This is a genomic window from Streptomyces sp. CA-106110 (assembly GCF_050936285.1).
In the GTDB taxonomy this organism is placed as follows: Bacteria; Actinomycetota; Actinomycetes; order Streptomycetales; family Streptomycetaceae; genus Streptomyces.
This window is the reverse complement of the sequence record NZ_JBNJNB010000001.1, coordinates 3,484,782-3,510,709: the sequence shown is the minus strand read 5'-3', so window position 1 is coordinate 3,510,709 and position 25,928 is coordinate 3,484,782. Positions and strand designations below refer to the sequence as shown.

The 25,928-nt window shown below is 69.6% G+C and carries 21 protein-coding genes; 12 read left to right on the top strand and 9 right to left on the bottom strand.

The window, feature by feature from the left end; translation table 11 throughout:
- Positions 1–189 precede the first annotated feature (189 nt).
- The 9 genes from ngcE (at position 190) to ACQEXA_RS16050 (ending at position 12,376) form a co-directional block, all read left to right on the top strand.
- On the top strand, positions 190–1,638 hold the full coding sequence (gene ngcE, locus ACQEXA_RS16090) for an N-acetylglucosamine/diacetylchitobiose ABC transporter substrate-binding protein (protein ID WP_432933939.1): 1,449 nt from the start codon (positions 190–192) through the stop codon (positions 1,636–1,638).
- An 87-nt stretch (positions 1,639–1,725) separates the two neighbouring features.
- On the top strand, positions 1,726–2,661 hold the full coding sequence (locus tag ACQEXA_RS16085) for a carbohydrate ABC transporter permease (RefSeq protein WP_359394268.1): 936 nt from the start codon (positions 1,726–1,728) through the stop codon (positions 2,659–2,661).
- Between the two features lie 15 nt (positions 2,662–2,676).
- Positions 2,677–3,609 (top strand): carbohydrate ABC transporter permease, encoded by a 933-nt coding sequence (locus ACQEXA_RS16080; protein WP_432933943.1) that lies wholly within the window; start codon positions 2,677–2,679, stop codon positions 3,607–3,609.
- A 199-nt stretch (positions 3,610–3,808) separates the two neighbouring features.
- Complete coding sequence (locus ACQEXA_RS16075; protein WP_432933945.1) at positions 3,809–5,008, top strand: ROK family transcriptional regulator; 1,200 nt, start codon at positions 3,809–3,811, stop codon at positions 5,006–5,008.
- Positions 5,009–5,141: 133 nt separating this feature from the next.
- Entirely contained in the window at positions 5,142–6,245 is a 1,104-nt protein-coding gene (locus ACQEXA_RS16070; RefSeq protein WP_432939635.1) for a substrate-binding domain-containing protein, read from the top strand.
- A 178-nt stretch (positions 6,246–6,423) separates the two neighbouring features.
- Positions 6,424–7,215: an ATP-binding cassette domain-containing protein gene (locus ACQEXA_RS16065; RefSeq protein ID WP_359394273.1), complete on the top strand. Its 792-nt coding sequence runs from the start codon at positions 6,424–6,426 to the stop codon at positions 7,213–7,215.
- Positions 7,212–8,504, top strand: a complete 1,293-nt coding sequence (locus ACQEXA_RS16060; RefSeq protein WP_432933947.1) for a sugar ABC transporter permease — start codon at positions 7,212–7,214, stop codon at positions 8,502–8,504. The genes ACQEXA_RS16065 and ACQEXA_RS16060 overlap by 4 nt, the downstream gene beginning before the upstream one ends.
- Positions 8,505–8,798: 294 nt before the next feature.
- On the top strand, positions 8,799–10,733 hold the full coding sequence (dxs, locus tag ACQEXA_RS16055) for a 1-deoxy-D-xylulose-5-phosphate synthase (protein ID WP_432933949.1): 1,935 nt from the start codon (positions 8,799–8,801) through the stop codon (positions 10,731–10,733).
- A 146-nt stretch (positions 10,734–10,879) separates the two neighbouring features.
- Positions 10,880–12,376, top strand: coding sequence for an amino acid permease (locus ACQEXA_RS16050; RefSeq protein WP_432933951.1), 1,497 nt, complete (start codon positions 10,880–10,882; stop codon positions 12,374–12,376).
- A 23-nt stretch (positions 12,377–12,399) separates the two neighbouring features.
- Here ACQEXA_RS16050 and ACQEXA_RS16045 read toward each other — a convergent pair whose 3' ends face one another.
- Positions 12,400–12,798 carry an NTP pyrophosphohydrolase gene (locus tag ACQEXA_RS16045; RefSeq protein ID WP_432933953.1) on the bottom strand — a complete coding sequence of 133 codons (399 nt, stop codon included), beginning with the start codon at positions 12,796–12,798 and terminating at the stop codon, positions 12,400–12,402.
- Between the two features lie 69 nt (positions 12,799–12,867).
- Here ACQEXA_RS16045 and ACQEXA_RS16040 point away from each other — a divergent pair, with 69 nt between their 5' ends.
- The gene (locus tag ACQEXA_RS16040; protein ID WP_432933955.1) at positions 12,868–13,893 is read left to right on the top strand and encodes a hypothetical protein; all 1,026 of its coding nucleotides are present in this window, start codon (positions 12,868–12,870) and stop codon (positions 13,891–13,893) included.
- Between the two features lie 102 nt (positions 13,894–13,995).
- On the opposite strand, the gene ACQEXA_RS16035 is transcribed toward ACQEXA_RS16040, so the two are convergent.
- From ACQEXA_RS16035 to ACQEXA_RS16015, 5 genes are all read right to left on the bottom strand, one after another.
- A complete protein-coding gene (locus tag ACQEXA_RS16035) occupies positions 13,996–16,125 on the bottom strand; it encodes a 3-hydroxyacyl-CoA dehydrogenase NAD-binding domain-containing protein (RefSeq protein WP_432933957.1) in 2,130 nt (709 codons plus the stop codon).
- Positions 16,122–17,339, bottom strand: a complete 1,218-nt coding sequence (locus ACQEXA_RS16030; RefSeq protein ID WP_359394288.1) for a thiolase family protein — start codon at positions 17,337–17,339, stop codon at positions 16,122–16,124. Before ACQEXA_RS16030 ends, ACQEXA_RS16035 begins: the two co-directional genes overlap by 4 nt.
- Positions 17,340–17,676: 337 nt before the next feature.
- A complete protein-coding gene (locus ACQEXA_RS16025; protein WP_432933959.1) occupies positions 17,677–18,951 on the bottom strand; it encodes an HRDC domain-containing protein in 1,275 nt (424 codons plus the stop codon).
- Between the two features lie 239 nt (positions 18,952–19,190).
- Positions 19,191–19,853 carry a response regulator transcription factor gene (locus tag ACQEXA_RS16020; RefSeq protein WP_003993737.1) on the bottom strand — a complete coding sequence of 221 codons (663 nt, stop codon included), beginning with the start codon at positions 19,851–19,853 and terminating at the stop codon, positions 19,191–19,193.
- Positions 19,854–20,142: 289 nt separating this feature from the next.
- Positions 20,143–20,811 carry a DUF3000 domain-containing protein gene (locus tag ACQEXA_RS16015; protein ID WP_432933962.1) on the bottom strand — a complete coding sequence of 223 codons (669 nt, stop codon included), beginning with the start codon at positions 20,809–20,811 and terminating at the stop codon, positions 20,143–20,145.
- A 217-nt stretch (positions 20,812–21,028) separates the two neighbouring features.
- On the opposite strand from ACQEXA_RS16015, the gene hemE reads away from it, so the two are divergent.
- Complete coding sequence (hemE, locus tag ACQEXA_RS16010; protein ID WP_433130425.1) at positions 21,029–22,096, top strand: uroporphyrinogen decarboxylase; 1,068 nt, start codon at positions 21,029–21,031, stop codon at positions 22,094–22,096.
- Between the two features lie 57 nt (positions 22,097–22,153).
- Here hemE and ACQEXA_RS16005 read toward each other — a convergent pair whose 3' ends face one another.
- Positions 22,154–22,978 carry a rhomboid family intramembrane serine protease gene (locus tag ACQEXA_RS16005; RefSeq protein WP_432933966.1) on the bottom strand — a complete coding sequence of 275 codons (825 nt, stop codon included), beginning with the start codon at positions 22,976–22,978 and terminating at the stop codon, positions 22,154–22,156.
- A 125-nt stretch (positions 22,979–23,103) separates the two neighbouring features.
- Here ACQEXA_RS16005 and ACQEXA_RS16000 point away from each other — a divergent pair, with 125 nt between their 5' ends.
- Complete coding sequence (locus ACQEXA_RS16000; protein ID WP_432933968.1) at positions 23,104–23,448, top strand: hypothetical protein; 345 nt, start codon at positions 23,104–23,106, stop codon at positions 23,446–23,448.
- Positions 23,449–23,505: 57 nt separating this feature from the next.
- Here the strand turns inward: ACQEXA_RS16000 and ACQEXA_RS15995 are convergent, their stop codons facing one another.
- Positions 23,506–24,903: an FAD-dependent oxidoreductase gene (locus ACQEXA_RS15995; protein WP_432933970.1), complete on the bottom strand. Its 1,398-nt coding sequence runs from the start codon at positions 24,901–24,903 to the stop codon at positions 23,506–23,508.
- Between the two features lie 28 nt (positions 24,904–24,931).
- Entirely contained in the window at positions 24,932–25,876 is a 945-nt protein-coding gene (locus tag ACQEXA_RS15990; RefSeq protein WP_432933972.1) for a DUF4349 domain-containing protein, read from the bottom strand.
- Positions 25,877–25,928: the final 52 nt, after the last annotated feature.

The following is a 25,928-nucleotide window of genomic DNA, read 5'->3' as shown; positions in this document are numbered from 1 at the left end:
GCGGCCATCTGTGCGGCGGCTATGGACAGGTATGACCGGTGGGAATCGGGGGGCGGCTGCGTTTCGGACATGGCCGACTGTCGTACCACCCGACTAATCCCTCGTGCACGACCCCAGCTTCACCATCACCGCGGTGCCGGGGAGGATCCGGTTCACCGCCTGAGTCCTGGAGAAGGCGAGGACTTGAGCATGGGATCCACTTCCGGCGAGAACACCACCCGCCAAGGCGTCGGCCGCCGCGATCTGATCAAGCGGTCCGCCGCGCTCGGTCTGATCACCGTCCCCACGATGAGCTTCCTTTCCGCGTGTGCCAGCGGTGGCGGGGGCGACGACTCCGGTAACAAGGAAACCAAGGGGACGACGTCCAAGACGAACCCCTTCGGTGTGGAGAAGGGCGGCAAGCTCGATGTCGTCATCTTCAAGGGCGGTTACGGCGACGACTATGCCAAGGCATGGGAGGGCGATTACCAGACGAAGCTGGGCATCACCTCGACCCACACCGGCACCCAGGAGATCACGGGCAAGCTGCAGCCCCGCTTCAACGCCGGCAACCCGCCGGACATCGTGGACGACTCCGGCGCCCAGCAGATCAAGGTCGACGTGCTGTACAAGAACGGCCAGTTGCTGGATCTCGCCGAGGTCCTCGACGCGCCGTCCGTCGACGACCCGAGCAAGAAGGTCCGCGACACCCTCATCCCCGGCACCCTCGACCCGGGCGTGCAGGAGGGCAAGGTCGTCGCCCTCAACTACATCTACACGGTGTGGGGCCTCTGGTACTCCGGCAAGCTCTTCAAGGAGAAGGGCTGGGACGCGCCGAAGACCTGGGACGACTTCCTCGCCGTCTGCCAGGACGCCAAGAAGCAGGGCATCGGTGGCCTCGCCCACCAGGGCAAGTACCCGTACTACATCAATGTCGCCATCATGGACATGATCGCCAAGAAGGGCGGCATCGACGCCGTCAAGGCGATCGACAACCTCGACCCGAAGGCGTTCGTGGGGTCCGACGCGGCCAAGGCGGGCATCGAGGCGGTCTACGAGGTCGTGGAGAAGGGCCTGTTGATGCCCGGCACGAACGGCCTGACCCACACCGAGTCGCAGACCCGCTGGAACCAGTACAAGGCCGCCTTCATCACCTGCGGCTCCTGGCTGGAGAACGAGCAGCTCAAGCAGACCCCGGCGGACTTCGACATGAAGTTCCTGCCGATGCCGCTGCTGTCCGGCAGCCAGATGCCCTTCGAGGCGATCCGGGCCGGCTCCGGCGAGCCCTTCATCATCCCCGCCAAGGCCAAGAACCTGCCCGCGGCCAAGGAGTTCATGCGGCGGATGCTCTCCAAGGAGTGGTCGACGCTCTTTGCCAAGCAGGCCAACTCGCTCACCATCCTCCAGGACGGGGTCGACTCGAGCGTGACGCTGCGTCCGGGCACGCAGTCCACCGTCGAGGCGTCCAAGGCGGCCGGTTCCAACACCTTCCGCTACCTCTACCCCGACTGGTACAGCGAGATGGACACCGCCATCCAGAACGCGTCCAACGAGCTCATGGCCAAGCGCATCCAGCCCGCGGAGTGGCTGAAGCGCTGTCAGGCCGCGGTCGACAAGCAGGCCCAGGACCCGGCCAGCAAGAAGAACCACCACGACTGAGCTCGCTCGACCGACCGCATTCCGGGCCGGAAACCGTCGTATTCGGTGGTTTCCGGCCCGCACGGCACACCAGGGGCAGGCACGCCTATGCGCAAAGGGCAGTACCGGTTCGTCGCGGGATTTCTCTTCGTCCCCGTGGCGCTCTATCTGATCTTCGTGATCTGGCCGTACATCCAGACGTTCGGCTATTCGCTGACCGACTGGAAAGGCCAGTCGCAGACCTTCAAGTTCGTCGGACTCGACAACTACCGCGCGCTCTTGCAGGACGACGTCTTCCTGCAGGCCATCTGGCACAACATCCTGTTTTTGGTGTTCATCCCGGTGATCACCATTCTGCTCGCCCTCTTCTTCGCCTTCATGGTGAACGCGGGCGGCCGCGGACGGGCCGGCGGAGTGCAGGGCGTGGGCGGATCGAAGTTCTACAAGATCGTCTACTTCTTTCCGCAGGTTCTGTCGCTGGCGATTCTCGCGGTGCTGTTCAACGCGGTGTACCGCAGTGACGGCGGCGGTCTGCTCAACGGCTTCCTGATCAAGCTGGGCCTGGTCGACGGGAACAACCCCGTGGAATGGCTCAACGAGCCCAATCTGGTCTTGTGGGCACTGATCCTGGTCGTGGTCTGGCACGGCGTCGGCTTCTACCTGGTGCTGTTCTCGGCCGCCATGCAGTCCATTCCGAAGGACATCTACGAGGCGGCCCTGATCGACGGGACGAACCGGTCCCAGTCGTTCTTCCGCATCACCCTGCCGCTGCTCTGGGACACCGTGCAGACGGCCTGGGTGTACCTGGGCATCGTGGCCATGGACATGTTCGTCCTGGTCTCCTCGATGACCCAGAACATGGGCGCCTACGGCGGCGGCCCCGACCATCACAGCGACGTCATGTCGACCGTGATGATGCGCAACTTCCTCTACTTCGGCAAGAGCGGCTACGCCTGCGCCATGGGCGTCGTCATGCTGCTGCTCACCCTCGTCCTGTCCGTGGTCACGCTGCGCGCCACCCGCCGCGAGCGCATCGAGTTCTGAGCGGGAGTAACGACGATGAGTGCACCCCTCAAGGAGACCCCCGCCACCGGCACGGCCCCCTCCGGGGCCCCGGTGAGCAAGGCGCCGGCCCGCGCTGGCCACCGCCCGGGCGAAGGCGTCGTCCTGAACGTCTTCTCGCACGGCTTCCTCGCCCTGTGGGCCCTGCTGATCGTGCTGCCGCTGCTGTGGCTGGTGCTCAGCTCCTTCAAGACCGACGCGCAGATCGGCGGCTCGGCCTTCGGCTGGCCGCACGAGTGGTCCTTCGACGTCTTCCGGCGCGCCTGGGACAAGGGCATCGGCGACTACTTTCTGAACACCGTCATCGTGCTGGTCTTCTCCGTGCCGCTGACGATGCTGTTCGGTTCGATGGCCGCGTATGTGATCGCCCGCTACCAGTTCCCGGGCAACCGGCTGCTTTACTACTTCTTCGTCGCGGGCGCGATGTTCCCCGTGTTCCTCGCCCTCGTCCCGCTGTTCTTCATGGTCAAACGGCTGGACATGCTGAACACCTACCAGGGCCTGATCCTGGTCTACATCGCCTACTCGATGCCGTTCACGGTGTTCTTCATGCACGCCTTCTTCCGGACCCTGCCGACGGCGGTCTTCGAGGCGGCGGTCCTGGACGGCGCCTCGCACACCCGGACCTTCTTCCAGGTGATGCTTCCGATGGCGAAGCCGGGTCTGATCAGCGTCGGGATCTTCAACACCCTGGGTCAGTGGAACCAGTTCATTCTGCCGACGGTCCTGATGCAGCCGCAGAGCGGCGACGACCCCGAACGCTATGTCCTCACCCAGGGCCTCATCCAGCTCCAGCAGCAACAAGGGTACGCCTCTGACCTGCCCGTTCTCTTCGCGGGTGTGACGATTGCCATGATCCCGATGCTGGCGGTCTACCTGTCCTTCCAGCGTCAGGTGCAGGCCGGCCTGACCTCCGCGACGCTCAAGTAGACCCGGCCGGAGCCCAGCGCTCCGCAGCGGTCCGTGCGCGCGCCGCTCCTCGCTCCGGGGCGGCGCGCGCAGCTGTGTCCAAGGACCCGGATGCGGTTCAACCTCTTGACGGGAGGCAACCCGAACGGCTCAGCTTAGAGTTCACTAGTTGGACGTAGACGGGGCCTCATCGAGGCGGCCCCGTGCTCAGGAGGTCGTCGTGGAGACTCCAGGGTCGCAGTCGTCGCTGCACCGAGCCAACCTGGAGCGGGTTGTACGCGCCGTGCGGCTGGCCGGATCCCTCACGCAGGCGGAGATCGCGAGGACGACGGGCCTGTCGGCGGCGACGGTCTCCAACATCGTTCGGGAACTCAAGGACGGCGGAACCGTTGAGGTCACGCCCACGTCGTCGGGTGGCCGCAGGGCCCGTAGCGTCTCCCTCAGCGGCGACGCCGGCATCGTGATCGGCGTCGACTTCGGGCACACCCATTTGCGCGTCGCGATCGGGAACCTCGCCCACCAGGTGCTCGCCGAGGAGGCCGAACCGCTGGACGTGGACGCCTCGGCCGCGCAGGGCTTCGACCGGGCGGAACAGCTGGTCAGCAGGCTGATCGAGGCCACCGGAGTGGACCGCTCCAAGATCGCCGGCGTGGGTCTCGGGGTGCCCGGCCCCATCGACGTCGAGTCGGGCACGCTCGGCTCCACCGCCATCCTGCCGGGCTGGACCGGAGCCAGGCCCGCCGAGGAGCTGCGGGGGCGGCTCGGCGTGCCCGTGCACGTGGACAACGACGCCAACCTCGGCGCCCTGGGCGAGCTGGTCTGGGGCAGCGGCCGAGGGGTCAAGGACCTGGCGTACATCAAGGTGGCGAGCGGTGTCGGTGCCGGTCTGGTGATCGAGGGCAAGATCTACCGGGGCCCCGGTGGCACGGCCGGAGAAATCGGGCATATTACCCTTGACGAATCCGGTCCGGTCTGCCGCTGCGGCAACCGCGGATGCCTGGAGACGTTCGCGGCGGCGCGGTACGTGCTGCCGCTGCTCCAGCCCAGCCATGGCGCCGATCTGACCATGGAAGGCGTGGTCAGGCTGGCTCGGGACGGTGATCCGGGCTGCCGTCGGGTGATCGCCGACGTCGGCCGTCACATCGGCAGTGGAGTCGCCAATCTCTGCAATCTGCTGAACCCGAGCCGGGTGGTCCTGGGCGGTGATCTCGCCGAGGCCGGGGAGCTGGTTCTCGGGCCCATCAGGGAGTCGGTCGGCCGGTACGCGATCCCCAGTGCCGCCCGCCAGCTCTCGGTGTTGCCAGGGGCTCTCGGAGGCCGCGCGGAGGTGCTGGGAGCGCTTGCTCTGGCGCTCAGCGAGATGGGTGATTCGACCCTTTTGGACGGAACCCTACCTGCCGTTGCCCCTGCCTTCACTTAGAGAACGGATGGCACCGTTGCCATCTCGTTAAGGATTTACTTCTTGACGTCGCACGTGCGGCCGAGTTGACTTCCAGCCACCTCGGCCGCAACGACGCGGCCTCGTCAGGGAGGTTTCTGAAGTGAACACGCGTATGCGTCGTGCGGCCTTCGCCGTTGCTGCTGGTGCCATGGCCGTCTCGCTGGCCGCCTGTGGCAGCGCCAAGGAGTCCGGTGGTGGCTCCTCTGCGTCGTCCCCGAGCGCCCAGAAGGGCGACTCCATCAAGGTCGGTCTGCTTCTCCCCGAGAACCAGACCGCGCGTTACGAGAAGTTCGACCGCCCCTTGATCGAGAAGAAGGTCAAGGAGCTCACGAACGGCAAGGGCGAGGTCGTCTACGCCAACGCCAAGCAGGACGCCAGCCAGCAGAACCAGCAGGTCGACACCATGATCACCAACAAGGTCGACGTGCTGATCGTGGACGCGGTGGACTCCGCGGCCATCAAGAACTCGGTCCAGAAGGCGAAGGACGCCGGCATCCCGGTCGTCGCCTACGACCGTCTGGCGCAGGGCCCGATCAGCGCTTACACCTCGTTCGACAACGAGACCGTCGGCAAGACCCAGGGCCAGGCCCTCCTCGACGCGCTGGGCTCCAAGGCCAAGTCCGGCAAGATCGTCATGATGAACGGCTCCGTCACCGACCCGAACGCCGCGCAGTTCAAGAAGGGCGCCCACGAGGTGCTCGACGGCAAGGTGAACGTCGGCAAGGAGTACGACACCAAGGACTGGAAGCCGGAGAACGCCAACACCAACATGGAGGGCGCCATCTCCGCCCTCGGCAAGAAGAACATCATCGGCGTCTACTCCGCCAACGACGGCATGGCCGGCGGTATCATCACCGCCCTCAAGGCCGCCGGGATCAACAACATCCCGGTCACCGGCCAGGACGCGGAGCTCGCCGGTGTGCAGCGCATCGTCGCCGGTACGCAGTTCATGAGCGTCTACAAGCCGTACGCCCCCGAGGCCGACGCCGCCGCCGAGATGGCCGTCGCGCTCGCCCAGGGCAAGACGCTCGACTCGATAGCCAAGGACAAGGTCGACAGCCCGACCACCCCGCAGGTCCCGTCGGTCCTGGTCCCGGTCCAGTCGCTGACCAAGGACAAGATCAAGGACACCGTCGTCAAGGACGGCGTCTACACGGTCGCCGACATCTGCACGGCCCAGTTCAAGGCGGCCTGCGACAAGATCGGTCTGAAGTAATAGACCGCGAGCCCTTTCCCCGTACGGGAATTCCCTCTTGAATTCCCGTACGGGACTGGCGAACTAGGCTCCTCCGGCGCCCCGCAGTCACCAGCCCCGCAAGCTCGTCGCGGGGCGCCGGACGGAACATCCCCCTAATCTTCTGCACAACCTCCCGCCGGGTCAGGCGGCGAAGGAGATGGTTCACGTGTCCGCTACGCCCGTGCTGGCGTTGCGCGGGGTCTCCAAGCGGTTCGGTGCCGTTCAGGCGCTCACCGACGTAGAGCTTGAGGTCCACGCCGGTGAGGTGGTCGCCCTGGTCGGCGACAACGGCGCCGGAAAATCCACGCTGGTCAAGACGATCGCCGGTGTGCACCCCATCGATGAGGGCGTCATCGAATGGGAAGGCAAGCCCGTACAGATCAACAAGCCGCACGACGCCCAGAGCCTGGGCATCGCGACGGTGTACCAGGACCTCGCGCTGTGCGACAACATCGATGTTGTCGGCAACCTCTACCTCGGCCGCGAGGTCGTGAAGCGCGGTGTCCTGGACGAGGTCGAGATGGAGCGGCGCTCGCGTGAGCTGCTGGACCAGCTGTCGATCCGCATCCCCAGCGTCCGCATCCCCATCGCCTCGCTCTCCGGCGGTCAGCGTCAGACCGTGGCCATCGCCCGTTCCATGCTCGGCGAGCCCAAGCTGGTCATCCTCGACGAGCCCACCGCCGCCCTCGGTGTCGAGCAGACCGCCCAGGTTCTCGACCTCGTGGAGCGCCTGCGCGAGCGCGGTTACGCCGTGATCCTCATCAGCCACAACATGGCCGACGTGAAGGCCGTCGCCGACAAGGTGGCGGTGCTGCGTCTGGGGCGCAACAACGGCGTCTTCGAGGTCAAGTCGACCTCGCAGGAAGAGATCATCTCCGCCATCACCGGCGCCACGGACAACGCCGTGACCCGTCGTGCGGCGCGCAGCAATGGGGAGATCAAGAAGTGAGCATCGACAAGACCTCCACGCCCGCCGAGGACCACGTCGTGGAGAACCCCGAGGCGGCCGCCAAGGCCGTCACCGCCGTGGACCCCCGGCTGCTGGTGCGTGAGCAGGGCTTCAAGGGCTATGTCACCGAGTTCAAGCGCAAGTTGAAGGCCGGTGACCTCGGTGCCATTCCGGTCGTCATCGGTCTGGCGATCATCTGGATCATCTTCCAGAGCCTGAACTCCAACTTCCTCACCGCCGGCAACCTCTCCGACATCTCCGTCGCCATGGTCGGCACGGGCATGATCGCCGTCGGTATCGTCTTCGTGCTGCTGCTCGGCGAGATCGACCTGTCGGTCGGTTCGGTCTCCGGTGTCGCGGGCGCCTCCTACGCGGTGCTGACCGTCACCCACGGCATGAACGCCTGGCTGGCCTTCGTGCTGGCCATCCTGACGGGCACCGTCGCGGGCGCGATCCACGGCTTCTTCTTCGCGAAGATCGGTGTGCCGGCGTTCGCGGTCACCCTGGCCGGTCTGCTGTTCTGGAACGGCTTCATGCTCCAGATCCTGGGTGACAGCGGCACCATCAACCTGGACAGCGAGGGCCTCGTCGCCAAGCTGACCAGCTACTACTTCTCCGACGTGGCCGCCTCCTACGGGCTCGCCCTCGCGGTGACGGTGATCTTCTTCCTCAGCTCCTACTTCGGCAACAGGCGGCGCGAGGCCGCCGGTGTGCCGTCCCGGCCGCTGAGCGAGACCATCCTGCGCACGGTGCTGCTGGCGATCGTCGCCTTCGCCGTGGCGGCCGTCTACAACCAGTACAAGGGTCTGCCGCTGGCCGTGGTGATCTTCGTCGGCGTGCTGCTGATCACCGACTTCGTGCTGCGCCGCACCGCGTACGGCCGCAAGATCTTCGCCCTCGGTGGCAGCGTCGAGGCCTCTCGGCGTGCCGGCATCAACGTGGACATGGTCCGGATCTCGGTCTTCGCGATCTCCGGCACGTTCGCCGCGATCGGCGGTCTCTTCATCGCCTCGAAGATCGCCTCCGCCAACCAGGGTGCCGGTGGCGGTGACCTGCTGATGAACGCGATCGCCGCGGCGGTCATCGGTGGTACGTCGCTGTTCGGTGGCCGCGGGCGCACGTGGAACGCGCTGCTCGGTGTACTGGTCATCGTGTCCATCCAGTACGGCCTGGCCCTGGAGGGCATCGCCTCGCCGGTCCAGTACATGATCACCGGTGGCGTCCTGCTGGCGACCGTCGTCATCGACGCGGTCACCCGTAAGACGCAGAAGTCGGCCGGCCGCGCGTAAGCGCTCCGCGGGAAGCGCCGTCCGGGTACGGCGGCGGTTCCCCCGGCAGCGGGTCCGCTGTGGCTGGTCCAGCCCACGCGGCGGAACCGCATGATGCAACCGGGCCGCGCCCCCTGAGGGGCGCGGCCCGCGCTCTTGACCTGCGCCCGGTACCGATGGTGGTGCCGGGCCCGGTCGTGTCCCGCCGGACGTGTTGCGCGGAAGGTGAGGGCCGCACATGATCCGCACAGACGGAACATTAGACTCGACGGGCCCGGCAAAAGCTCGACTCAGCTCTACTGCAAGGAGGCACGGGTGCCGCTGCTGACCCGCATCAGGGGACCGCGCGATCTGGACCGGCTCAGCCTGGAAGAGCTGGACCTGCTGGCAGAGGAGATCCGGACCTTCCTCGTCGGCGCCGTCTCCAAGACCGGCGGCCACCTCGGCCCCAACCTCGGTGTGGTCGAGCTCACCATCGCCCTGCACCGCGTCTTCGACTCGCCCAGGGACAAGGTCCTCTTCGACACCGGTCACCAGGCCTACGTCCACAAGCTGCTCACCGGCCGTCAGGACTTCACCGGGCTGCGCAGCAAGGGCGGCCTGTCCGGGTACCCCTCGCGCGCCGAGTCCGAGCACGACATCATCGAGAACTCGCACGCCTCCACGGTCCTCGGCTGGGCCGACGGCCTCGCCAAGGCCAACCAGCTGCTCGAACGGGACAGCCACGTCGTGGCCGTCATCGGCGACGGGGCGCTGACCGGCGGTATGGCTTGGGAGGCGCTCAACAACATCGCGGACGCGAAGGACCGCCCGCTGGTCATCGTCGTCAACGACAACGAGCGCTCGTACTCGCCGACGATCGGCGGGCTCGCCAACCATCTGGCCACCCTGCGCACCACGGACGGGTACGAGAAGTTCCTGACCCGCACCAGGGAGGTCCTGGAGCGCACGCCCGTCGTCGGCAGGCCCCTCTACGACACCCTGCACGGCGCCAAGAAGGGCCTGAAGGACTTCATCGCCCCGCAGGGCATGTTCGAGGACCTCGGGCTCAAGTACGTCGGCCCGATCGACGGTCACAACATCGAGGCCCTCGAGTCCGCCCTCTCCCGCGCCAAGCGCTTCGGCGGCCCGGTCATCGTGCACTGCCTCACCGAGAAGGGCCGTGGCTACAAGCCCGCCGAGCAGGACGAGGCCGACCGCTTCCACGGCATCGGGCCCATCCACCCCGACACAGGCCTGCCCATCAAGGCCTCCGCCGCCAGCTGGACCTCCGTGTTCGGCGACGAGATGGTCAAGCTCGGGCGCGAGCGCGACGACATCGTCGCCATCACCGCGGCGATGCTCCAGCCCGTGGGCCTGAAGAAGTTCGCGGACGCCTTCCCGAACCGGATCTATGACGTCGGCATCGCCGAGCAGCACGGCGCGGTCTCGGCGGCCGGTCTCGCCACCGGCGGAGTGCACCCCGTCTTCGCGGTGTACGCGACCTTCCTCAACCGCGCCTTCGACCAGGTCCTCATGGACGTCGCCCTGCACAAGTGCGGCGTGACCTTCGTACTCGACCGGGCCGGTGTCACCGGTGACGACGGCGCCTCGCACAACGGCATGTGGGACATGTCGATGCTTCAGGTGGTCCCGGGCCTCAGGATCGCCGCCCCGCGCGACGCCGAACAGCTGCGCGCGCAGCTGCGCGAGGCCGTCGACGTCGACGACGCGCCGACCGTGCTGCGCTACTCCAAGGGCGTCGTCGGCCCGGCCGTCCCCGCGGTCGGCACCGTCGGCGGCATGGACGTGCTGCGCAAGGCCGACGTCCCCGTACCGGACGTGCTGCTGGTCTCCGTCGGCGCGCTCGCGCCCATGTGCCTGGAGGTCGCCGACCTCCTCGACAAGCAGGGCATCTCCACCACCGTCGTCGACCCGCGCTGGGTCAAGCCGGTCGACGAGGCGCTCGCCCCGCTCGCCGAGCAGCACCGCGTGGTCGTCACCGTCGAGGACAACTCTCGGGCCGGCGGTGTCGGTTCGGCGATCGCGCAGGCGCTGCGCGACGCGGGCGTGGATGTGCCGCTGCGTGACTTCGGCATCCCGTCGCGCTTCCTCGACCACGCCTCCCGCAAGGAGGTCCTGGCGGAGATCGGCCTGACCGCGCCGGACATCGCCCGGCAGGTCACCGGGCTCGTCGCCAAGCTCGACGGCCGGTTCGACCGTGCGGATGCCCCGGGGGCCGTGGATCCGATGGAGTCCGCACGCGACTGACCTCTCACCGCTGGGCTGCCTGGGCCGGTTCCGCCATCCTTTACGGTGGCGGAACCGGCCCGTTTGCGTGATCCCCCCGCGCCGGGGCATACGGACTACGCCCCCTCTCGATCATGTCGGGGACGACAAGCGTGGGAGGTCCGCCCGTGAGCCGCACCCTCTTCCGGACGAAGAGCGTCGAACAGTCGATGCGGGACACCGAGGAACCCGAACACGCGCTCAGAAAGACCCTCTCCGCCCTGGACCTGACCGTGTTCGGCGTCGGTGTCATCATCGGCACCGGCATCTTCGTGCTGACCGGCAAGGTGGCCAAGGAGAACGCGGGCCCCGCTGTCTCCCTGGCCTTCGTGGTGGCCGGTGTGGTCTGCGCGCTCGCCGCGCTGTGCTACGCGGAGTTCGCCTCGACGGTCCCCGTCGCCGGATCCGCGTACACGTTCTCCTACGCCACCCTCGGGGAACTGCCCGCCTGGATCATCGGCTGGGACCTGGTCCTGGAGTTCACGCTGGGCACGGCGGTGGTCGCGGTCGGCTGGTCCGGGTACATCCGCTCGCTGATGGACAATGCGGGCTGGCACCTGCCCGACTATCTCGGCGGACGCGACGGGGCGCACGGCTTCGGCTTCGACATCCTGGCCGCCGCGCTGGTCCTCGTGCTCACCGCCATCCTCGTCGTCGGCGTGAAGCTCTCGGCCCGGGTCACCGAACTCGTCGTCGCCATCAAGGTGGCGGTGGTGCTGATCGTGATCATCGCGGGTGCCTTCTTCATCAACAGCGCGAACTACCAGCCGTTCGTCCCGAAGCCGCGACCGGTGGAGGCGGGCGGCACGCTCTCGGCGCCGCTCATCCAGCTGATGTTCGGCTGGGCACCGTCCGACTTCGGCGTGATGGGCATCTTCACCGCCGCCTCCGTCGTCTTCTTCGCCTTCATCGGTTTCGACATCGTGGCGACGACGGCAGAGGAGACCCGCAACCCCCAGCGCGACGTGCCGCGCGGCATCCTCGGCTCGCTGTTGATCTGCACCGTGCTGTACGTGGCGGTGTCCATCGTGGTCACCGGTATGGAGAACTACTCGAAGCTGTCCGTGGACGCCCCGCTCGCCGACGCCTTCAAGTCCGTCGGGCACCCCTGGTTCGCAGGTGTGATCAGCTTCGGGGCCGCCGTCGGCCTGACGACCGTCTGCATGATCCTGCTGCTCGGGCAGACCCGGGTCTTCTTCGCGATGAGCCGCGACGGGCTGCTGCCCCGCTTCTTCTCCCGGGTCCACCCGCGGTTTAAGACGCCGCACCGGCCGACCGTGCTGCTGGGCGTGGTCATCGCCGTCGTCGCGGGTTTCACCAGTCTCAGCGAGCTCGCGGAACTGGTGAACATCGGCACGCTGTTCGCCTTCATCGTGGTCGCGATCGGCGTGATCATCCTCCGCCGGACCCGTCCCGACCTGCACCGTGCCTTCCGCACGCCGCTCGTCCCGGCGGTGCCGATCCTGTCGGTGTGCGCCTCGCTGTGGCTGATGCTGAACCTGCCCACGGAGACCTGGCTGCGGTTCGCCGTGTGGCTGGTCGTCGGCTTCTTCGTGTACTTCCTCTACGGCCGCACGCACAGCCGCGTCGGCCGTGAGGAAGAGCCACGGCCGACCGGGCGATGAGGACGTCACCGGCCGGGCGGTACTCAGCCGCGCTGTGCCGGCGGCTCCTCCTCACGCAGTGTGCGCGGTCCCGCGAACTCGGCGCCCAGTTCCGCCACCCGGCGCCGCAACTCGCGGTCCGCCGTGACCACCACGACGGGACGGCCCCCCGCCTCCGAGACCAGTTCGACGATCCGGTCGTCGCCGCTGCCGGGCGCCGACTCCACCCGTACGTGGGGTATCGACTCCACCCCGCGGGCCGCACCCTCGACCACGAGCACCATCTCCACGGGCCCGGGACGGTCCGGAAGTCCCGCCTCGGCGTACAGCACGAGCCGGTCCCTCAGTCGCTCCGCCGCGCCTCGCCGGTCGCGCCACCATCCGTCGGGCACCGACCCGACGACGTTCGCGGCATCGACGACGACAAGGGGTGGGGCACTCATGTCCACAGCCTCGCACGAGAGCGGCCCGCTCGCTTGCGCGTGCCCGATTAGAGTGGGGGAGTGTCAACGGTGCGTACGGTCAACGGCCGCTGGCTGCTGCGCGGCAGGGACGGCAGCCTGAGCGCTTACGCGGCGCGGGACGAGGCGGTGTGGTGCCGTGCCGAGCGGCATCCGGGTCTTCCCTGGGGGCCCGCACGACGCGTGGGCGGGGACCAGCGTCTGCATGCCGGGCCCGGCGTCGGACAGGGCAGCGACGGGTACGCCCATCTCGTCGCCTGGCGTCCCACGGTCCGCGGCGAATCGGGACTTGTGCACTCCACGCACTTCCGGCCCCATCTCTCCGCCCTCGACTGGACACCGATCGGCCACCCGGACAAGAAGGGGGACCGGACCGGTGTACCGGCGGTGGCCGTCGACGACGAGGGCCGTGCCCATGTCTTCGTGCGCAACAAGGGCGGCGGCGTCAGCATGGTCGCCCAGAAGGAGAAGGGCGGCTGGGACCCCTGGCGCGATCTCGAGGGGAGCGCCGTCCACGAGGAGTTGGCGGCGGTGACGGGGGAGTCGGGGCGCGTGGAACTGTACGCGGCCGTGTCCGGCGGCATCCTGCACTGGCGGCAGCAGGCGCCCGGCGAGCAGCCGGTCCTGGAGGAGACGCTGGAGGCCCAGGTCCGCCCGGGAACGCTCCACGCCCTCGCCACCTCGCCGGACAGTACCACCCTCTTCTACCTCGAGGAGTCCGGCGGTCTGTACGCCTGGCGACCCGGAGGCAAGCCGGTCACCGTGCTGGCCTCCGCCGGCCCCGGCCCGGTCTGCGCCGTGCGCTGCGAACTGGACGGTCACGACTGCACGTTGCTCGCCCAGCGCTCGGCCGGGGGCCGCGCGGTCTTCGCCGCCTACCCCACCGGGCGGGAGTCGGCCGGCGCCTCGTGGACCGAGTCCGGCCCCCGGCTTCCCGCGGACGCCGAGGTGTCGCTGACGGTGGACGCGGACGACCGGGTGGTCGCCGCCGCGTTCGCCCCGTCCACCGGTGAGCTGCTCCTCGCCCGCCGCACGGACGGAACGGGCCTTGCACTGGAGGCGTGGCAGCCCGTCTGACGGCGGATCACCCGCGCCGGGCGGCCCGTTGGGCCCTGGCGTTCGTGAAGACGAGGAGAGGGCCCCCGCCGAGGCGGGGGCCCTCTCCTTCTCACGCCACGATCACGCCGGGACCGAGGCCATGCCCGGCTCGAGGAACCGCTTGCCGTTCACGCGCTCCGAGACGCCCTCGCGGTCCAGGTACGGCGTGATGCCGCCCAGGTGGAAGGGCCAGCCGGCGCCGGTGATCAGGCACAGGTCGATGTCCTGGGCCTCGGCGACGACGCCCTCGTCCAGCATCAGGCCGATCTCCTGGGCCACCGCGTCCAGGACACGGGCGCGGACCTGCTCCTCGCTCAGAACGGTGTCGCCCTGCTTCAGGAGCGCGGCGACCTCCGGGTCCAGCTCGGGCTTGCCGCTGTCGTAGACGTAGAAGCCGCGCTTGCCCGCCTCGACGACCGCCTTCAGGTTCGGGGAGACCTTGAAGCGCTCCGGGAACGCGCCGTGCAGCGTCTCGGAGACGTGCAGGCCGATCGCGGGGCCGACCAGCTCGAGGAGGACCAGCGGGGACATCGGCAGACCGAGCGGTTCGATCGCCTTCTCCGCCACCGTGACCGGGGTGCCCTCGTCGATGACGTTTTGGATCTCGCCCATGAAGCGGGTGAGGATGCGGTTGACGACGAACGCCGGGGCGTCCTTGACCAGAACCGCCGTCTTCTTCAGCTTCTTGGCCACCGCGAAGGCGGTCGCCAGCGAGGCGTCGTCCGTCTGCTCGCCGCGCACGATCTCGAGGAGCGGCAGGATCGCGACCGGGTTGAAGAAGTGGAAGCCGACGACCCGCTCGGGGTGCTGCAGCTTCGACGCCATCTCCGTCACCGACAGGGAGGAGGTGTTGGTCGCGAGGATCGCGTGCGCCGGGGCGACCGCCTCGACCTCCGCGAACACCTTCTGCTTGACCGACATCTCCTCGAACACGGCCTCGATGATGAAGTCCGCGTCCGCGAAGCCCTCCGCCTTGTCCAGGACACCGGAGACCAGCGCCTTGAGGCGGTTGGCCTTGTCCTGGTTGATGCGGCCCTTGCCGAGCAGCTTGTCGATCTCGGCGTGGACGTAGCCGACGCCCTTGTCGACGCGCTCCTGGTCGATGTCCGTGAGGACGACCGGGACCTCGAGGCGGCGCAGGAACAGCAGGGCCAGCTGGGAGGCCATCAGACCGGCGCCGACGACACCGACCTTGGTGACCGGGCGGGCCAGGTTCTTGTCGGGGGCGCCCGCCGGGCGCTTGCCGCGCTTCTGGACGAGGTTGAACGCGTAGATGCCGGCGCGCAGTTCGCCGCCCATGATCAGGTCCGCGAGGGCCTGGTCCTCGGCGTCGTAGCCCTGCTGCAGGTCGCCGTTCTTCGCGGCGGCGATGATGTCCAGCGCGCGGTAGGCGGCCGGGGCCGCGCCGTGCACCTTGCCGTCGGCGATGAAGCGGCCCTTGGAGACGGCCTGGTCCCAGGCCTCACCGCGGTCGATCACCGGGCGCTCGACCTGGATCTCGCCCTTGAGGACGGTGGCGGTCCAGATCAGCGACTGCTCGAGGAAGTCGGCGCCCTCGAAGATGGCGTCGGCGATGCCGAGCTCGTAGACCTGCTTGCCCCCCAGCTGCTTGTTCTGGTTGAGCGAGTTCTCGATGATCACCGAGACGGCCTTGTCGGCGCCGATCAGGTTCGGCAGCAGGGTGCAGCCGCCCCAGCCGGGGACCAGGCCCAGGAAGACCTCGGGCAGGGAGAACGCCGGGAGGGCCGCGGACACCGTGCGGTAGGTGCAGTGCAGGCCGACCTCGACGCCGCCGCCCATGGCCGCGCCGTTGTAGTACGCGAACGTCGGGACCGCGAGGGCCGACAGGCGCTTGAAGACCTCGTGGCCGCCCTTGCCGATGGCCAGCGCGTCCTCGTGCCTCTTCAGCAGTTCGACGCCCTTGAGGTCGGCGCCGACCGCGAAGATGAACGGCTTGCCGGTGATGCCGACGCCGACGATCTCGCCGTCCGCGGCCTCCTTCTCGACCTGGTCGATCGCGGCGTTGAGGTTCGCCAGCGACTGCGGGCCGAAGGTGGTCGGCTTGGTGTGGTCGAAGCCGTTGTCCAGCGTGATCAGGGCGAACTTGCCCGCGCCCAGCGGCAGGTCGAAGTGGCGTACGTGCGCCTGCGTGACGACCTCGTCCGGGAACAGCTCGGCCGCGCCCTTCAACAGTTCGGCGGTGGTGCTCACTTGTCCCCCTCGAAGTGCGGGTTCTCCCAGATGACCGTCGCGCCCATGCCGAAGCCGACGCACATGGTGGTCAGGCCGTAGCGGACCTGCGGCTGCTCCTCGAACTGGCGGGCCAGCTGCGTCATCAGACGGACGCCGGAGGAGGCGAGCGGGTGACCGTAGGCGATGGCGCCGCCGTACTGGTTGACGCGCTCGTCGTCGTCCGCGATGCCGTAGTGGTCGAGGAGGGCCAGGACCTGGACAGCGAAGGCCTCGTTGATCTCGAAAAGGCCGATGTCGGAGATCGAGAGACCCGCCTTGGCGAGCGCCTTCTCCGTGGCCGGGATCGGGCCGTAGCCCATGACCTCGGGCTCCACGCCCACGAAGGCGTAGGAGACCAGGCGCATCTTGACCGGCAGGCCGTTCTCCCGCGCGAAGTCCTCGGACGCGATGATCGAGGCGGTGGCGCCGTCGTTCAGACCGGCCGCGTTGCCCGCGGTGACCCGGCCGTGGACGCGGAACGGCGTCTTCAGGTTCGCCAGGTTCTCCAGGGTGGTGCCCGGACGCATCGGCTCGTCGGCGGTGACCAGGCCCCAGCCCGTCTCGCCGCCCTCGGGGTTGGTGCGGCGCACCGAGATCGGCACCAGGTCCTGCTGGATCTTGCCGTTGGCGTACGCCTTGGCGGCCTTCTCCTGCGAGCGCACCGCGTACTCGTCGGCGCGCAGCTTGGTGATCTGCGGGTAGCGGTCGTGCAGGTTCTCCGCGGTCATGCCCATGAACAGGGCGGACTCGTCGACCAGCTTCTCGCTGACGAAGCGCGGGTTCGGGTCCACGCCCTCGCCCATCGGGTGGCGGCCCATGTGCTCGACACCGCCCGCGATGGCGACGTCGTACGCGCCGAAGGCGATGGAGCCGGAGACCGTGGTGACGGCGGTCAGCGCGCCCGCGCACATGCGGTCGATCGAGTAGCCGGGAACCGAGGTGGGCAGGCCCGCGAGGATGCCTGCGGTGCGGCCGATGGTCAGGCCCTGGTCACCGATCTGCGTGGTGGCGGCGACGGCCACCTCGTCGACCGTCTTCGGGTCGAGCCCGGGGTTGCGGCGCAGCAGCTCCCGGATCGCCTTCACGACGAGGTCGTCGGCGCGGGTCTCGTGGTAGATGCCCTTCGGGCCCGCCTTGCCGAACGGGGTACGGACGCCGTCGACGAAGACGACGTCCCTGACGGTACGAGGCACGATGGCTCTCCTCCAGGGTGCGGGATGGCACTGCTGCGACGCACTGAGCGCGCGCTCAGCTCCCATGCTACTTGTGGGTAACCAAGCTGCCCAGTCCCGCAGGCCCAAGCGGTGAAGGTCACACCATCGGGGGAGCCCTCGGGCGTCGCCCACCCGGCGGCGCCACGCCGATCTTGGCGCGATCTCGACGCTGCCGCCCGCTTCAGGCAGCGTGCGAGCCCCTTCGGAATACGGCCGGCACCATGGTGCGGCCGGGGCGGGACCCGCGACCGACCCACGGCGCCCGCCCTGTCCTGCGACCGGCTCCCTCCGGCGCGCCCCGTGGCCTTCCCGGTCCTCAGCCCAGGACCGACAGCGCCGCCACCAGCACCGGAGTGACCTGCTCGACCTGCCACGGCCGCGCCCCGTAACCGGTGAGCGCGGCCGCGACGGACCCGGCGTCGGCGGGTTTGGGCGGCTCCCAGCACACCCGCCGGACGGTGTCGGGGGAGATCAGATTCTCCTGCGGCATGTTCAGCTGCTCGGCGAGCGCCGAGATCGCCGCGCGCGCCGCGGTCAGCCGGGCCGCGGCCACCGGATCCTTGTCGGCCCACGCCCGCGGTGGCGGGGGCCCGATCACCGGCTGGCCGGGCTGCGGCAGTCCGGTCTCGGGCAGGGTCCTGGCACGGTCGACCGCGGCCTGCCACTGCTCCAGCTGACGCCGTCCCATGCGGTGCCCGAAGCCGCCGAGCGCGGCGAGGGCGTGCACATTCGGCGGCAGGGCCAGCGCGGCTTCGACGATCGCCGCGTCCCCGAGCACCTTGCCCGGCGAGACGTCCCGGCGCTGTGCGATGCGGTCCCGGGTCTGCCACAGCTCACGGACGACCGCCATCTGCCGGCGGCGGCGCACCTTGTGCATACCGGAGGTACGGCGCCAGGGGTCCTTGCGCGGCTCCGCGGGCGGCGCGGAGGCGATCGCCTCGAACTCCTGCTGGGCCCACTCCAGCTTGCCCTGCCGGTCGAGCTCCTTCTCCAGGGCGTCCCGCAGGTCGACGAGCAGCTCGACGTCCAGCGCCGCGTAGCGCAGCCAGGGATCGGGGAGGGGCCGTGTCGACCAGTCGACGGCCGAGTGCCCCTTCTCCAGCACGAAGCCCAGAACGCCCTCGACCATGGCGCCGAGCCCGACCCGGGGGAACCCCGCGAGGCGCCCGGCCAGCTCGGTGTCGAACAGCTGGGTCGGCATCATGCCTATTTCCCTCAGGCACGGCAGGTCCTGCGTGGCGGCGTGCAGCACCCACTCGGTGCCGGAGAGCACCTCGCCAAGGCCCGACAGGTCGGGGCAGGCGACGGGGTCGATCAGCGCGGTGCCCGCGCCCTCACGGCGCAGCTGGACCAGATAGGCACGCTGACCGTACCGGTAGCCGGACGCGCGTTCGGCGTCGACGGCCACCGGGCCGGTGCCGGCGGCGAAGGCCGAGATCATCTCGGCGAGGGAGGACGCGTCGGCGATCACGGGAGGAATCCCGTCACGCGGCTCCAGCAAAGGGATCGGCGCCGCTTCGACATCGTCCGGAGGGGCGCCTCCGGTGGTTCGCAGTGGGCTGTCTTCTGCGGTCTCTTGGGCGTCGGTCACCTGTCAAGGGTATCCGTGTATGGACTGCACCCGCCGACGGAACGTTCCGTCGACGGGCGGTGGAGGGTCGTAAACCAGTCATGTGTCAGATGTGCGGGAAAGGGATCAAGGTGCCGCCTGTACGCGGGTCGGTGGGCCCGGCCCGCTCGGTGATCTCCCCGGACTCGGGTCGGCGGCGGCTCGGTGCGGACGCGGATCGGGGTGGGCGGTGGGAACGGTGGACAGGGATGGCTGCGGGGTCAGTGGATGATGCCGGTGCGCAGGGCGACCGCCACCATTCCGGCGCGGTCGCCGGTGCCCAGCTTGCGGGCGATGCGGGCGAGGTGGCTCTTGACGGTCAGCGCGGACAGGCCCATCGAGACGCCGATGGCCTTGTTCGACTGGCCCTCGGCGACCAGGCGGAGTACCTCCACCTCACGGCCGGACAGTTCGCGGTAGCCGCCCGGGTGGCTCGGGGCACCCGGGGGGCGGCGGTGCAGGCGCGCGGCGGCGGCGCCGATGGGAGCGGCGCCGGGTCGGGTGGGGAGCCCGACGTTGGTGCGCGTGCCGGTGACGACATAGCCCTTCACTCCGCCTGCCAGGGCGTTGCGGACCGCGCCGATGTCGTCGGCGGCGGACAGGGCCAGACCGTTCGGCCAGCCCGCGGCACGGGTCTCCGAGAGCAGGGTGAGACCGGAGCCGTCGGGGAGGTGGACATCGGCGACGCAGATGTCGCGGGGGTTGCCGATGCGAGGGCGCGCCTCCGCGATGGACGACGCCTCGATCACGTCGCGCACTCCGAGCGCCCAGAGGTGGCGGGTGACGGTGGAACGGACGCGCGGGTCGGCCACGACGACCATGGCGGTCGGCTTGTTCGGGCGGTAGGCGACCAGGCTTGCGGGCTGCTCGAGAAGAACGGACACCAGGCCTCCTGGGGGTGCGGGACGGGGCCGGCTCTGGGGATCAAGCCGGGACGAACCGTGCTTTCAAGGTCACAGTCGTCTTCGGCACCAAACCTCTCGTCCTTTAGAGAATGATCACGATTTGGTGAGTAACAATCCGGGCAATTCGGACGCGCGAGCGATCAATGGGAGACCGAGTTGGATCACTCTGGCGTTGATATGAGGCTGAAAGTGGTTGTATCGACAAAGAGATGGCAAGAAACGTCAGTCGGAGGTTGACGCTGTCCGTCTTCCGGGCAGAGCGGCGAAATCAGCGGGACTGGGGATCCCGTCGCTGCGGCAGCGTCACCACGGAGGCATCACCCGGGCCTGCCGGAGGCAGCCCCGCCACCTGGCACAGCAGATCGCACCACGAGGCGAAATGGGCGGCCGTGTCCGGGGCGCCGCCGAGGCCCTCGCGAGGCGTCCAGGAGGCGCGGATCTCGATCTGGGAGGCGGCCGGGCGCGCGGCGAGCCCGCCGAAGTAGTGCGAACTCGCGCGGGTCACCGTCCCGCTCGGCTCGCCGTACGCAAGCCCGCGGGCCTGCAGCGCCCCGGTCAGCCAGGACCAGCAGACCTCGGGCAGCAGCGGGTCGGACGCCATCTCCGGCTCGAGCTCGGCCCGCACCAGCGTGACCAGACGGAACGAGCCCTGCCAGGCCTCGTGCCCGGCCGGGTCGTACAGCAGGACGAGGCGCCCGTCGGCCAGATCCTCGCCCTCCTCGACGACCGCGGCCTCCAGCGCGTACGTGAACGGGGCGAGCCGCTGCGGAGGCCGCGTCGGCTCGACCTCGATCTCCGGCCGCAGCCGTGCGGCCTTCAGCGCGTCCACGGCGGCACGGAAGGGCGGCGGCGCCTGTTCCCTCGCATCGCCGTCTGCCTCCTCCACGTCGTCCATTCCGCCAGCGCCGTCCGTCGGTCGTCCCTGAGCCGCAGCCATGCGGGGAAGATTAAGGGCAGGAAAGCACGTTCGCAGGGAGAGACACCCGTGCCGCCGGTGGTTGGCCGGGAAAGGCACCGAGTGGCTGCGGCCGGGGCGAGTGCGCACCGGCCGTACCTGTGATATGGCGACGTCGAGTCGCGCGCGCGTCCCAGTGGCCCTCCGGCGCGCTCGCCCCCGGTCTCGGCGGTCCATGCGGCGTGCGAGACTTTCCGGCGTGAGTGCCACTGACCGCCCCGCCACGGGCCAGCCGACAGCGACGTACGACTCCGCCTTCCTCAAGGCGTGCAGGCGCGAACCGGTGCCGCACACACCGGTCTGGTTCATGCGGCAGGCCGGGCGCTCACTGCCCGAGTACCGCAAGGTGCGCGAGGGCGTCCCGATGCTCGAGTCCTGCATGCGACCGGAGCTGATCACCGAGATCACGCTTCAGCCGGTCCGCCGGCACGGGGTGGACGCGGCGATCTACTTCAGCGACATCGTCGTGCCGCTAAAGGCCATCGGTGTCGACCTCGACATCAAGCCCGGCGTCGGGCCCGTCGTCCAGCACCCGATCCGCTCCCGCGCCGACCTCGCGCAGCTGCGTGACCTGACCCCCGAGGACGTCTCGTACGTCACGGAGGCCATCGGCCTGCTCACCGCCGAACTGGGCGAGACCCCGCTGATCGGTTTCGCCGGCGCGCCTTTCACCCTCGCGAGCTACCTCATCGAGGGCGGCCCCTCTCGCACGTACGAGAACACCAAGGCGCTCATGCACGGCGACCCGCAGCTGTGGACCGACCTGGTGGACCGGCTCGCGGAGATCACGGTCGCCTTTCTGAAGATCCAGATCGAAGCGGGCGCCTCGGCGGTCCAGCTCTTCGACTCGTGGGCCGGCGCCCTCGCCCCCGCCGACTACCGCCGCTCGGTGCTGCCCGCCTCGGCCAAGGTCTTCCGGGCCGTCGAGGGGTACGGCGTCCCGCGCATCCACTTCGGTGTCGGCACCGGTGAACTGCTCGGCCTGATGGGCGAGGCGGGCGCGGACGTGGTCGGCGTCGACTGGCGCGTCCCGCTCGACGAGGCGGCCCGCCGCGTCGGCCCCGGCAAGGCCCTGCAGGGCAACCTCGACCCGGCGATCCTCTTCGCCCCGCGGGAGGTCGTCGAGACCAAGACCCGTGAGGTGCTGGAGGCCGCCGCCGGTCTGGAGGGCCACGTCTTCAACCTCGGCCACGGCGTCATGCCCTCCACCGACCCGGACGCCCTCACCCGGCTCGTGGAGTTCGTCCACACACAGACGGCCCACTGACACCTTTTTCTCCGGCCCGGTCGGCCACGGGCGCGCCTGAGCCCGTGCCGAGCCGTGTCACCAGACCTGCCGGGCCCGGGCCTGCCTGCCCCACAGCAGGCCGCGCGGCTCGGGCGGCGCCGGGGTGCCCCGGCGCAGCGGCCAGGCCAGCAGCATGCCCACGATGAAGCCGACGATATGGGCCGCGTACGCCACGGTCCCGGCATGGGAGACGGCGGCCCCGGACGAGTAGAACGCCTGCAGCACGAACCAGAAGCCGAGCACGATCCAGGCGGGCAGCCGCAGCGGCAGGAAGATCAGGAAGGGGACCAGGACCCAGACCCTGGCCCGCGGGTAGAGGACCAGATAGGCGCCGAGCACGCCGGCGATGGCTCCCGAGGCGCCGATCAGCGGGTCGCCCGAGTTGGCGTTGAGCAGGGCGAAGCCGTACGCCGCCGCGTAGCCGCAGACGACGTAGAAGACGGCGTAGCGGACATGGCCGAGACGGTCCTCGATGTTGTTGCCGAAGATCAGCAGGAACAGCATGTTGCCCAGCAGATGGAGCCAGCTGCCGTGCAGGAACATCGCCGTGAACACCGACGTCGGTGGTGACTTGTGGTAGTCCGGCGGGGCCACGACACAGCCGGCGCCGTGCGGTCCGACGCCGACGGCGCCCGTGGGCACGAGCCTCGGCAACTGGTCGTGGATCAACTCCCGCGGGACCGCGGCGTAGTGGTCCAGGAACGCCTGGAGATGGCACAGCTGCGAGAGGTCGCTCTGTCCCGCCACCGAACCGGCCAGCCCCGGGGTGAACAGGAAGACGATGAAGTTGGCCGCGATCAGCGCGTACGTGACATAGGGCGTACTGCGCACCGGGTTCACGTCATGGACGGGGATCACCACAAGGAAGTACTGCCCTCGATCGGCCGCGTGAATCGGTGAACACGGCGGTCCGGGTGCCCGTATGTCTCGTCAACCGCCCGCGGCGCGGGGAAGGCGTGTCGCGGGGACGACGTGAGGAGCAGGCGATGAACGACCGGGTCACCCCTCCGATACACGCTCTGCCCGACGGCGAGGCCGAGCTCGCGCTGGTGATCCACCTGCCCTGGGAGGACATCGCCAGGCTGGGCCAGGAGGCCGGCCGGCTGGCCTCCCAGATGCAGCGTCCCGTCACCCTCGACGAGGCGGTCAGCCACCGGTTGCGCTCCACGCGCCCCGCCGCGCACGCCAAGCCCGCGGGGGCGCAGCCGCACCCGGCCGCCGCCGTGCCCGCCGGCGTCTCGGTGTCGTCGCTGCCGCCGCGACCGCCGGCCGAGCAGGCCCGGCAGGCGATCGAGCGGATCAACGGGGTCGGTCAGCACGAGACGGCTTGAGCGGAGGGCGCCGCGGTGGCCGCCCGTGGTTCGTCCGCGTTCCCCTCGCACCCCTTATCAGGGCTGCGCCCGTACCGCCGTGACCGCCTTGCGGGCCGCCACCAGGACCGGATCCCACACCGGTGAGAACGGCGGCGCATAGCCCAGGTCCAGGGCCGTCATCTCCTCCACCGTCATCCGCGCGGTCAGGGCGACCGCCGCGATGTCGACCCGCTTGGCCGCGCCCTCCCGGCCGACGATCTGGACGCCGAGCAGCCGGCCCGTGCGGCGTTCGGCGAGCATCTTCACGGTCATGGGCGCGGAGTCCGGGTAGTAGCCCGCACGGCTGGTCGACTCGATGGTGACCGTCACATACTGCAGCCCCGCCCGTCGCGCGTCCTTCTCGCGCAGACCGGTGCGGGCGATCTCCAGGTCGCAGACCTTGCTCACCGCCGTGCCGACGACACCCGGGAACGTGGCGTAGCCGCCGCCCACGTTCGTGCCGATGACCTGCCCGTGCTTGTTGGCGTGGGTGCCGAGCGCGATGTGCCGCTCGCGCCCGGAGACCAGGTCGAGGACCTCGACGCAGTCGCCGCCGGCCCAGATGTTCTCGTGACCGCGCACCCGCATCGCGAGGTCCGTGAGCAGTCCGCCGTGCCCGCCCAGCGGCAGCCCCGCGGCCTTCGCCAGGGAGGTCTCGGGGCGCACTCCGATGCCGAGGACCACCACGTCGGCCGGGAACTCGGCGGTCTCCGTGCCCACGGCCCGCACCCTGCCGTCGTCGCCGGTGAGGATCTTGGTGACCTCGGCGTCGTTCACCATGGTGATGCCGAGCCCCTCCATGGCCCGGTGCACGAGCAGGCCCATGTCCGGGTCGAGCGTCGCCATGGGCTCCCTGCCGCGGTTGACGACGGTGACCTCGTAACCGCGGTTGATCAGCGCCTCGGCCATCTCCACACCGATGTAGCCCGCGCCGACGACCACCGCGCGGCGGCCCGTCGTGGCGGTCAGCGTGTCCAGGAGCGCCTGGCCGTCGTCCAGGGTCTGCACGCCGTGCACCCCGGGCGCGTCGACCCCGGGCAGGTCGGGGCGGATCGGACGGGCGCCGGTCGCGATCACCAGCTCGTCGTACGAGGTCCACGCCTCGGCCCCGGTGTCGAGGTCCCGCGCCCGCACACGGCCGCCGTCCACGTCGATCTCCGTGACCTCGGTCCGCATCCGCAGGTCGATGCCGCGCGACCGGTGTTCTTCGGGGGCACGGGCGATCAGCGCGTCCCGCGAGTCGACGTCGCCGCCCACCCAGTACGGGATCCCGCACGCCGAGAACGAGGAGAAGTGGCCGCGCTCGAACGCCACGATCTCCAATGCGTCGGGACCTTTGAGGCGGCGCGCCTGCGACGCGGCGGACATGCCCGCCGCGTCGCCGCCGATGACCACCAGGCGCTCTGTCGAACGGCTCGTCGGGCTCGGGTTCATACGAACACGCTACGGCGCGGGGGGTCCGTCAGTCCTGCCCGCCCCGCCCTTCCTCCGGGGCCGCGGCGGTCGCGGGCGCCGGACGGTGCGGCAGCCGTGGGCGTACGCCCCGCACCCACACCAGTACCAGCAGCGCGGCGCACACCGCGAAGGGAAGTGCCGCGCCGATCGCCAGGGCGATCCACCGCAGCAGCGTGACGAAGACGTGCCAGCCGCCCGCCAGCGCGTCCAGGAAGCCCGGCCGGTCGTCCTTCGCGGCCTTCTTCACCGGCGTCTCGGACAGCGAGAGGGTGATGGTGGCCAGGCTGGTGCGGTCGTCTAGGGAGGCCTGCCGGGCGAGCAGCGACTCGAGGTCGGCCTCGCGCGCGCTCAACTCCCCTTCCAGGGTGACCACGTCACTGAGCTTGGTCGCCCGATCCATCAGCTCACGCACCCGTGCCACGCTCGCGCGCTGCGACTTGATGCGGCTGTCGACGTCCACGACCTGGTCGGTGACGTCCTGGGCCTTGGCGGTGCGCTCGACAAGCCTGCCCGCGCCCTGCAGTTCGCCGAGCACTTCCTCGTACTTCGCGACGGGCACGCGCAGGACGAGCCGGGTGCGCTCGTGGCCGGCGGTGTCGCGGCTGGTGCTCTCGCTGCCGACGAACCCGCCCGCGTTCTCCACGGCCGTCCGCGCCTCGTCGAGCGCCTTGGGCACCTCCTTGACCTGCACGGTGAGGGACGCCGTACGGATGATGCGGTTCGCGGTCAGCCGGGGCGCGGTGTCGCGGGCCTTCGCTTTGCCGGATGCGGCGCTGCCGGCGTCACTGTCGGCGGCGCCCTGCTTGTCTGCGGGTACGGCGGCCTTGGCATCGCTGCCACCGGCGCTGCTCGTGTCGTCGGCGCCGACGCTGCAGCCCGCGAGTGCGAGCGAAGCGGCGAGCAGTGTCGCGGCCAGCACCTGAACCGGCCGTGGTGAGCGTGGAATGCGCATGTGGTCATACCCCCCGAGGGTCGTTGTGACGGACGCCTCTTCGACGCCGGAC